This window comes from Jiangella aurantiaca, from assembly GCF_004349105.1.
GTDB classification, from domain to species: Bacteria; Actinomycetota; Actinomycetes; order Jiangellales; family Jiangellaceae; genus Jiangella; species Jiangella aurantiaca.
In genome coordinates this window covers 81,559-90,064 of record NZ_SMLB01000023.1, presented here as the reverse complement: position 1 = coordinate 90,064, position 8,506 = coordinate 81,559, and the positions used below count along the sequence as shown (strand labels likewise).

General features: G+C 73.2%; 8 protein-coding genes. All 8 read right to left on the bottom strand.

Going from position 1 to position 8,506, the window contains the following annotated elements:
* Positions 1 to 24 precede the first annotated feature (24 nt).
* From E1262_RS17125 to E1262_RS17090, 8 genes are read right to left on the bottom strand one after another with little or no spacing between them, the layout of a single operon-like run.
* Positions 25 to 1,161, bottom strand: a complete 1,137-nt coding sequence (locus E1262_RS17125; RefSeq protein WP_132104357.1) for a zinc-binding dehydrogenase — start codon at positions 1,159 to 1,161, stop codon at positions 25 to 27.
* A gap of 11 nt (positions 1,162 to 1,172) precedes the next feature.
* Positions 1,173 to 2,009, bottom strand: a complete 837-nt coding sequence (locus E1262_RS17120) for an amidohydrolase family protein (protein WP_132104356.1) — start codon at positions 2,007 to 2,009, stop codon at positions 1,173 to 1,175.
* A gap of 12 nt (positions 2,010 to 2,021) precedes the next feature.
* Positions 2,022 to 2,888 (bottom strand): IclR family transcriptional regulator, encoded by an 867-nt coding sequence (locus E1262_RS17115; protein WP_132104355.1) that lies wholly within the window; start codon positions 2,886 to 2,888, stop codon positions 2,022 to 2,024.
* Entirely contained in the window at positions 2,885 to 4,489 is a 1,605-nt protein-coding gene (locus E1262_RS17110) for an N-acyl-D-amino-acid deacylase family protein (RefSeq protein ID WP_162605958.1), read from the bottom strand. The genes E1262_RS17115 and E1262_RS17110 overlap by 4 nt, the downstream gene beginning before the upstream one ends.
* A complete protein-coding gene (locus tag E1262_RS17105) occupies positions 4,486 to 5,535 on the bottom strand; it encodes an ABC transporter ATP-binding protein (protein ID WP_132104353.1) in 1,050 nt (349 codons plus the stop codon). The genes E1262_RS17110 and E1262_RS17105 overlap by 4 nt, the downstream gene beginning before the upstream one ends.
* Positions 5,532 to 6,548, bottom strand: a complete 1,017-nt coding sequence (locus E1262_RS17100; protein ID WP_132104352.1) for an ABC transporter ATP-binding protein — start codon at positions 6,546 to 6,548, stop codon at positions 5,532 to 5,534. Before E1262_RS17100 ends, E1262_RS17105 begins: the two co-directional genes overlap by 4 nt.
* The gene (gene opp4C / locus E1262_RS17095) at positions 6,548 to 7,498 is read right to left on the bottom strand and encodes an oligopeptide ABC transporter permease (RefSeq protein WP_203453956.1); all 951 of its coding nucleotides are present in this window, start codon (positions 7,496 to 7,498) and stop codon (positions 6,548 to 6,550) included. The genes E1262_RS17100 and opp4C overlap by 1 nt, the downstream gene beginning before the upstream one ends.
* A complete protein-coding gene (locus E1262_RS17090; RefSeq protein ID WP_132104351.1) occupies positions 7,495 to 8,454 on the bottom strand; it encodes an ABC transporter permease in 960 nt (319 codons plus the stop codon). The genes opp4C and E1262_RS17090 overlap by 4 nt, the downstream gene beginning before the upstream one ends.
* Between the last annotated feature and the right edge of the window lie 52 nt (positions 8,455 to 8,506).

Here is an 8,506-nt window from a genome sequence, read left to right as displayed (position 1 = left end):
CTGGTACGGGGCGGACGCGACCCCTCAGGCCGCGGAGGGGCGCAGCAGCTGGCGGACCGCGCGCCCGGCGGCGAGCTCGTCGAACGCGGCGGGGAGGCCGTCGAAACCGATGTCGCCGGTACGCAGGCGCTCGATCGGCAGCTTGCCGGCCTCCCACAGCCGGATCAGCCGCGGGATGTCGCGCGCCGGCGCGGCCGAGCCCATGTACGAGCCGCGCAGGACGCGGCCCTCGCCGGTCAGGGTGACGGCAGGCAGGGAGGCGCGGTGCGACGGGTCTGGGAGGCCGACGGCGACGGTGGTGCCGCCGCGGGCGGTCGCGGCGAACGCGGTCTCGAGGACGGCGGCACTGCCGACGCACTCCAGTGCGTGGTCGGCGCCGCCACCCGTCGCGTCGCGGACGGCGGCCACCACGTCGGACACCGCGCCGGCGTCCACGACGGCGGTCGCGCCCAGCGACCGCGCCAGCGACAGCTTCGACTCCACCGTGTCGACGGCGACGATCGGGTGCGCGCCGGCCAGGGCGGCGCCCATGACCGCGGACAGGCCCACCCCGCCCAGCCCGAACACCACGACCGACTCCCCCGGCCGCACAACGGCCGTGTTCACCACGGCCCCGAAGCCCGTGAGCACGGCGCAGCCGAGCATCGCCGCGACGTCGAACGGCACTGACGGCGGCACGACGACCACCGAGCCGCGCGAGACCACCGTCCGCTCGGCGAACGCCGAGACGCCCAGATGATGCGCGAAGCCGACGCCGTCACGCGCGAACCGGGTCCCGCCGGCGACCAGCCGGCCCGCCCCGTTGGCCGCAGCGCCGACGGTGCACATGGCCGGCCGTCCGGAGGCGCACTCGGTGCAGTGCCCGCACGACGGCACGAACGTCATGACGACGTGGTCGCCGGACGCGACGTCGATGACGCCAGGGCCCACCGCCTCGACCACACCGGCCGCCTCGTGGCCCAGCACCATCGGCGTCGGCCGCGGCCGGCTGCCGTTGATCACGGACAGGTCCGAGTGGCACAGCCCGGCCGCCTCGATCCGCACCAGCAGCTCACCGGCGTCCGGCCCCGACAACGTCAGCGACTCCACCGTCAGAGCGGAGCCGCCCGCGTACGGCGGCTCCGAACCCAGCCGCCACAGCACCGCCGCCCGGGTCTCCATCGACGCCACGCTCACAGCAGCCCCAGCGCCTCGCGCGGGTCGCCGTCGAGCAGCCACTCGAGTGTCGTCGGCAGCACGTACGGCAGCGTCGGCGGGCGCATCGCGGCGATCTCGCGCAGCCCGGCGACGGCCTGCGCCGGCGTCCAGATCGGGAAGTCCGACCCGAACAGCAGCTTGTCGACGACGCCCCACTCCTGGGCGCGCACCAGCGCGTGGTAGCCGTCGAACGGCCGCGCCCACGAGGCGGAGACGTCGGTGAAGACGCGCCGGTTCTTCCGGCACACCACCATGGCCTCGCGCTGCCACGGGTGCCCCATGTGCGCCATCACCATGGTGAGGCCGGGGTGCCGGCGGGCCACCTCGTCGACGACCAGCGGCTGGCTGACCAGGAGCGACCCGGCCGGGCTCGGCGTCGCGCCCGTGTGCCACAGGATGACCAGCCGGTGCCGCGTCGCCGCCTCGTAGAACGGGTCGAACCGCTCGTCGCGCGCGTCGAACAGCGACAGGACGGGATACAGCTTGATACCGCGCAGCCCGCGGGCGACCCCGTCCTCCAGCTGCGAGAGGACGTCGGCGTCAGTGGGATCCAGCGCCATGAACCCGATCGTCTCCGTGCTGGTCGACGCACAGAACCACTCGACGTACTCGTTAGGCGTCGCCACCCCGGCCGCCGTCGCCCGCAGCCCGAAGACGCAGGCCACGGAGACACCGCCCTCCTTCATCGCCCGGTCGTACTCCTCGGGCGTGAAGCTGTGCGCCTCCTCCTGGCCGTAGACGGGCGCCCAGTTGGCCTTCCACTCCGGGCCCCAGTGCTCCGGCTGGTGACAGTGGGTGTGGACGTCGAACATCCGGGCGGCCTCCTAGCTGGCGGAACGGGCGGGACGCAGCGAGCTGTGGACGATGCGCATCGCGGCGGCGGTGTCGGGGTCGCCGGCCAGCTCGGCCGCGGTCTCCGTCAGCCGCTCCAGGTAGAACTGCTGGCGGTCCGGGCCGAACTCGCCGGACGGGCCGGAGACGCTCACCGCGGCCAGCGTCTCGCCGTCGACCTCGACGGGGACGGCGACGCAGCGCAGTCCGACGCTGCGCTCGTTGTCGTCGAACGCGTACCCGCGCCGCTCGATCAGCCGCAGCTCACGGGTGAGCTCGTCCATCGTGGTGATGGTGGCGTCGGTGAACCGCGTGAACGGGTCGGCCGGGACGTGCTCGGCCAGCAGGTCGCCGGGCAGCCGCGACAGCAGCATCTTGCCCAGGCCGGTGCAGTACGAGTGGTCGCGGACGCCGGGGCTGGCGTGGAACCGGATCGGCCGGTCCGGCTCGTGCACGCCGACGTGGATCACCTGGGCGCCGTCGAGCATGCCGAGGTTCGCCGTCTGGCCGGTGCGGTCGGCCAGCGGCGCGAGGTACCGGTCGGCGACCACGGACAGGTCCAGCGACGACATGTACGCGTTGGACAGCCGCAGCACCTTGTGCCCGAGCCGGTACGACGGCCGCTCGTCGACTCGGACGATGTACTCCATCTCGGCCAGCACGGCGAGCAGCCGGACCAGCGTGCTCTTCGGCAGCCCGGTGGCCTCGCTGATCTCGACCAGCGTGTACGGCTCCGCGCCGGTGGACAGCAGTTCCAGCAGCGCGAGCCCGCGCGCCAGCGCGTTCGCGTGGTAGTTCGCCGACGCCGGCCGATCGTCGTCGACCGAGGTGCGGCGGGTGGTTCTGGCGACGGGTGTCATGATCGCTGCCCCTTGTCCTTCGTCCCTGCTCTGAGTACGTGGCCGGCGCGCGCGCCGGTGTGCTGCCCGTAGACGATCGTCGGCTCGCCGTTGACGATCACGGCGTCGACGCCGGCGGGGTACTGCCTGGGGTCGGCGAACGTGGCGCGGTCGGCGAGCCGTCCGACGTCGATCACCACGATGTCGGCGGCCTGCCCTGCGGTGATGGTCCCACGATCGGTGATACCCGCCCGGCGCGCCGCACCCGAGGTGCACTTGCGGATCGCCTCGGGCAGCGTGAGCGTGCCGTCGGCCACGTGCTCGGAGAGCAGGCGCGGGTAGGTGCCGTACGACCGCGGGTGCGGCATGCCCTGACCGGTGGGCCCGTCGACGTCCAGCGCCTGGCCGTCGGAGCCGATGACGGACGCGGGGTGGGTCAGGACGGCGCGCAGGTCGCCGGCGTCGCGGCCACCGGCCACCATCGACACCGCGTTGCCGAACCGGGCCAGCAGGTCGAGCGCGACGGTGTCCGGGTCGGTGCCGCGGTCGGCGGCCAACTTCGTGACGGTGTACCCGACGACGGCCGCGTCCGGCGCGGAGTTGACGGTGATCTCGTCCCAGCCGAGCGCGTCGCCGGCCCACGCCTCGCGGATCCGGGCGACGGCGCCGGGATCGGCGAGCCGGGCGCGCATCGCGGCGTCGCCGCCGGCCTGCGCCCATGCGGGCAGCCGCTGCGCCAGCGGCGCGTTGCCGGCGAGGTACGGGTACATGTCGACGGCGACGTCCAGGCCGTCGTCGCGCGCGGCCTCGATCAGGTCCAGCGCCGTGGCGACGCTGCCCCAGTTGCGCCGGCCGACGGCGGTGAGGTGCGACAGCTGGGTGCGCACCCCGGTCGCCGCGGCGATGTCCAGCGCCTCACGGACGGCGGGCAGCACCTCGTCGGCGTAGTCGCGCAGGTGCCAGGCGAACAGCGCGTCGTGGGCGGCGACGACCTCGGCCAGCGCGACCAGCTCGGCCCGGCGGGCGAACGTCAGCGGCGCGTACATCAGCCCGGTGGACAGGCCCACGGCGCCGGCGTCGAGCGCGTCGGCCAGCAGCGACGTCATCTCGTCCAGCTCGTGTGGCGTCGGCCCGCGGTCGTCGAACCCGACGACGCCCGCGTGCAGCGGCAGGTGCCCGACCAGTCCGGCGACGTTGAGGCTGGGCCGGGTGGCGGCGACGGCGTCCAGGTAGTCGCCGTAGGACCGCCAGGTCCAGTCGACGGACGGGTCGAGGTCGAGGTAGCCGACCGCGGCCCGCACGCCGCCGACGTCGGCACCGGCGGCCAGCGGCGCGACCCCCAGCCCGCAGTTGCCGATCACCGTCGTCGTGACGCCCTGATGGACCGCGCTACGGCCCTCCGGCGCGGACAGCAGGGTGAGGTCGGAGTGGGTGTGCAGGTCGACGAAGCCGGGGCAGACGACCTTCCCGGTGGCGTCGACGATCCGGGCGGCGTCGGCCTCGACGGGGTACTGGCCCACCGCCACGATCACCCCGCCGGCGACCGCGACGTCAGCCCTGACGCCGTCGGCGCCCGTGCCGTCGACGACCGTCCCACCGGTGATCAGCAGATCCAGGGTCACGAGGCGGCCCCCGAGGTCGGCAGCACGGGCAGCAGCTCCGGGAAGTGGCAGGCGCTCGGGTGGCCGGTGCCCAGCCGGTCCTCGAGCGCGGGCACCTCTTCGGCGCACTTGGCCTCGGCCTTCCAGCAGCGGGTCCGGAACCGGCAGCCCGACGGCGGGTTCGCCGGGTTCGGCACGTCGCCCTTGAGGGTGATCCGCTCGCGGGCGCCGCGCAGCCGCGGGTCCGGCACCGGCACCGAGGACAGCAGCGCCTGCGTGTACGGGTGGGTCGGCGCGGTGAAGATCTCGTCGCGGCTGCCGGTCTCGACGATGACGCCGAGATACATGACGGCGATCCGGTGCGACACGTGCCGCACGATCGAGAGGTCGTGCGAGATGAAAAGGTACGCCAGCCCCAGCCGCTGCTGCAGTTCGCGCAGCTGGTTCACCACCTGTGCCTGGATCGAGACGTCGAGGGCGCTGACCGGCTCGTCCAGCACCAGCAGCTCGGGGTCGAGCGCGAGCGCTCGGGCGATGCCGATGCGCTGACGCTGGCCGCCGGAGAACTCGTGCGCGTACCGGTTGGCGTGCTCGGGCTGCAGGCCGACGAGGTCGAGCAGCTCCGACACGCGGTCGGCGCCGCCCCGCCGGTAGCGGCCCTGCACCCGCAGCGGCTCGGCGACGATGTCGTGCACCGTCATCCGCGGCGACAGCGAGGCGTACGGGTCCTGGAAGACGATCTGCGTCTTGCTGCGCCACGGCCGCAGCTCGTCCTCGCTCATCGTCGCGAGGTCGTGGCCGCGGTAGAGGATGCGCCCGGACGTCGGCTCCAGCAGCCGCACCACCATGCGCCCGGTGGTCGACTTGCCGCAGCCGGACTCGCCGACCAGGCTCAACGTCTCGCCCTGGTCGATGGCGAACGAGACGCCGTCGACGGCCCGGACCGCGCCGACCGGGCGGCGGAACACCCCGCCGCGGATCGGGAAGTGCATCGTCAGGTCCTCGACCCGCAGGACCTCCTCGCCCAGGTGCTCCAGCCGCTCGGCGGCCGCCGTCTCGACGGTCATCGGGTCACCTCCGTGGGGACGGCCGCGAGCTCCTCGGCGAAGTGGCAGGCGGTCCGGTGGACCGCGGTGCCGTTGCCGACCACCCGCAGCTCCGGCCGCTCGGTGCGGCAGCGGTCGCGGGCCAGCGGGCAGCGCGGGTGGAACGGGCAGCCCGGTGGCGGGGCGAGCAGGCTCGGCGGGCTGCCCGGGATCGGGTGCAGCTCGTCGACGTCGCGGTCCAGCCGCGGCAGGCTCTCCAGCAGCCCGACGGTGTACGGATGCCGCGGCGCGGTGAAGACGGTGGTGACGTCGCCCTGCTCGACCACGCGGCCGGCGTACATGACGACGACGCGGTCGGCCAGCTCGGCCACCACGCCGAGGTCGTGCGTGATGAGCAGCGTCGCCGCCTGGGTCTCCTGCTGCGCCACCTTCAGCAGGTCGAGCACCTGCGCCTGGATGGTGACGTCGAGCGCCGTGGTCGGCTCGTCGGCGATGAGCAGGCTCGGGCCGTTGGCGATCGCCATCGCGATCATCGCGCGCTGGCGCATGCCGCCGGAGAACTCGTGCGGGAACTGCTTGAACCTGGCCGCGGCATCGGGCATGCCGACCAGGGCGAGCAGCTCGATCGCGCGGTCGCGGGCCGCGGCCTTGGAGAGCCTCTTGTCGTGCAGCCGCAGCGCCTCGACGATCTGCCTGCCGATGGTGACGACGGGGTTGAGCGCCGTCATCGGGTCCTGGAAGATCATCGCGATCTCCGCGCCCCGGATCGAGCGCAGCTCCTTGGCCGGCAGCGTGCCGAGGTCGCGGCCGCGGAACCGGATCGCCCCGCGGACCCGCCGGCCCGACTTCACCAGGCCGAGGATCGACATCGCCGTGACGCTCTTGCCGGAGCCGGACTCGCCCACGACGCCGACGATCTCGCCCCGGTCGATGGTGAACGCGGCCCCGTCGACGGCCTTGACCACGCCCTCGTCGGTCCGGAACTCCACGGCGAGGTCGTCGATCACCAGCAGCGGTTCGGTGTTGTCGTCCATCACGACCTCCCCGACTGCCGCGGGTCGACGGCGTCGCGCAGGCCGTCGCCGACGAAGTTGACCGCGAGCACCGTCGCGGCGATGGCCAGGCCCGGCGGCAGCCACAGCCAGGGCATGGACTGGATGACCGTGAGGCTCTGCGCGTCGTTGAGCATGTTGCCCCAGCTGGCCTGCGGCGGCTGAACGCCGAGCCCGAGGAACGACAGCACCGCCTCGGCGAGGATCGCCTGGGCGACCAGAAGGGTGCCGACCACCACGATCTGGCCCATGGCCGCGGGCACGATGTGCTTGCGCAGCAGCCAGCCGCGCGACGCCCCGGCGACCCGGGCGGCATGCAGGTACTCGCGTTCCCGCACGGTCAGCGTGACGCCGCGCACCAGCCGGGCCGGCGTCGGCCAGGTGGTGGCGGCGATCGCGATGATGAGGATCGGGATGCTCGGCCCCAGGAGGCCGGCCAGCACGATGATGACCACGATGGGCGGGAACGACAGCACCATGTCGGCCGTGCGCATCAGCAGGGTGTCGACCCAGCCGCCGAACAGCCCGGCCACCGCGCCGATCACGGTGCCCAGCAGCACCGACACGAGCGCCGCGAACACGCCGACGAGTAGCGAAACCCGGGCGGCGTAGAGCAGCCGGGCGAAGACGTCGCGGCCCGACGCATCGGTGCCCAACCAGTGCTCGCCCGACGGCGGCCGCCGGATCTGCCCGAGGTCGACCGCGGTCGGTGACTGCTGCGCGATGAGCGGCGCGAAGAGCGCCAGTACCAGAATGATCAGCAGGAACACGCCGCCGGCGACGGCGACCTTGTTCCGCTTGAACCGGCGAACGGCCATCGCGGCCGGCGACCGCCGCTGTGTCCGGACGCCGGTGGCCGTCGCCTCGGCGGCCACCACCTCCTCGGCGGCTGCGACGTCGGGAGTGTCGAGGGAAGGGCGCAGGTCGCTCATGACACCTTCACTCTCGGGTCGACGATCGCGTACGCGATGTCCGCGATCAGGTTGCAGATCAGCACCAGCGCGGCCACGTACAGCGCGAACCCGACGATCACCGGGTAGTCCTGCTGCGTGACGGCCCGCACGGCCAGCTGGCCCATGCCCGGCCAGGCGAACACCTGCTCCAGGACGACGGCGCCGGCCAGCATCTGCGGGATGTTGATCATGATGATGGTGATCAGCGGGATCAGCGAGTTGCGCAGCGCGTGCCGGGTGACCACGCGGGCCGGCGAGCCGCCCTTGGCCTCGGCCGTCCGCACGTAGTCCGCGGACAGCTCGTCGATCAGGCTGCCGCGCACGTACCTCGTCAGCGGGCCGGCACCGGCCAGCCCGAGGATCGCCGCCGGCATGATCAGGTGCTGCAGCACGTCGGTGCCGCCTCCGCCGCCGGGCGTGGACATCCCCGACGACGGCAGCCACCCCAGCTGCAGCGAGAAGACGTAGATCGCGACGATCCCGAGGAAGAACGACGGGATCGAGATGACGCCGAGGCTGAGCGCCGCGGCCGCGTAGTCGACGCTGGTGTTGCGCCGGATCGCCGCCACCGTGCCCAGTGGGATGGCGATCAGCAGCGAGATGCCCAGCGCCGTCGACATCAGCAGGATCGTCGGGCCGAGCCGCTCGGCCAGCAGTCCGCTCACCGGCTGCCGGCTGATGAAGGACGAGCCCAGGTCGCCGGTGAGCGCGTCGAGGAACCACCGGGCGTACTGCACGAGGATCGGATCGTTGAGCCCCAGCTCCTCGCGCCGGCCCTGGATGAACGCCTCGCTGCCCTCTTGCAGGTCCTCCGGCCTGATCATCATCCGCACCGGGTCGCCCGGTGCCGCGCGAACCAGCAGGAACACGCCGATTCCGATCAGGATGAACACGATGATGTTCACCAGGATCCGCCTGACGACGAACGCCGTCACCGCTCACCTCCTCCTCGTCCGGCCAACCGCCGGGCGGCCGCGGGTGGCAGCC

Excerpts from the sequence above, each read along its gene's own strand:
- E1262_RS17100 (WP_132104352.1), bottom strand. The coding sequence starts at position 6,548 with ATGGACGACAACACCGAACCGCTGCTGGTGATCGACGACCTCGCCGTG.
- opp4C (WP_203453956.1), bottom strand. The coding sequence starts at position 7,498 with ATGAGCGACCTGCGCCCTTCCCTCGACACTCCCGACGTCGCAGCCGCC.
- E1262_RS17125 (WP_132104357.1), bottom strand. The coding sequence starts at position 1,161 with ATGGAGACCCGGGCGGCGGTGCTGTGGCGGCTGGGTTCGGAGCCGCCG.
- E1262_RS17120 (WP_132104356.1), bottom strand. The coding sequence starts at position 2,009 with ATGTTCGACGTCCACACCCACTGTCACCAGCCGGAGCACTGGGGCCCG.
- E1262_RS17105 (WP_132104353.1), bottom strand. The coding sequence starts at position 5,535 with ATGACCGTCGAGACGGCGGCCGCCGAGCGGCTGGAGCACCTGGGCGAG.
- E1262_RS17115 (WP_132104355.1), bottom strand. The coding sequence starts at position 2,888 with ATGACACCCGTCGCCAGAACCACCCGCCGCACCTCGGTCGACGACGAT.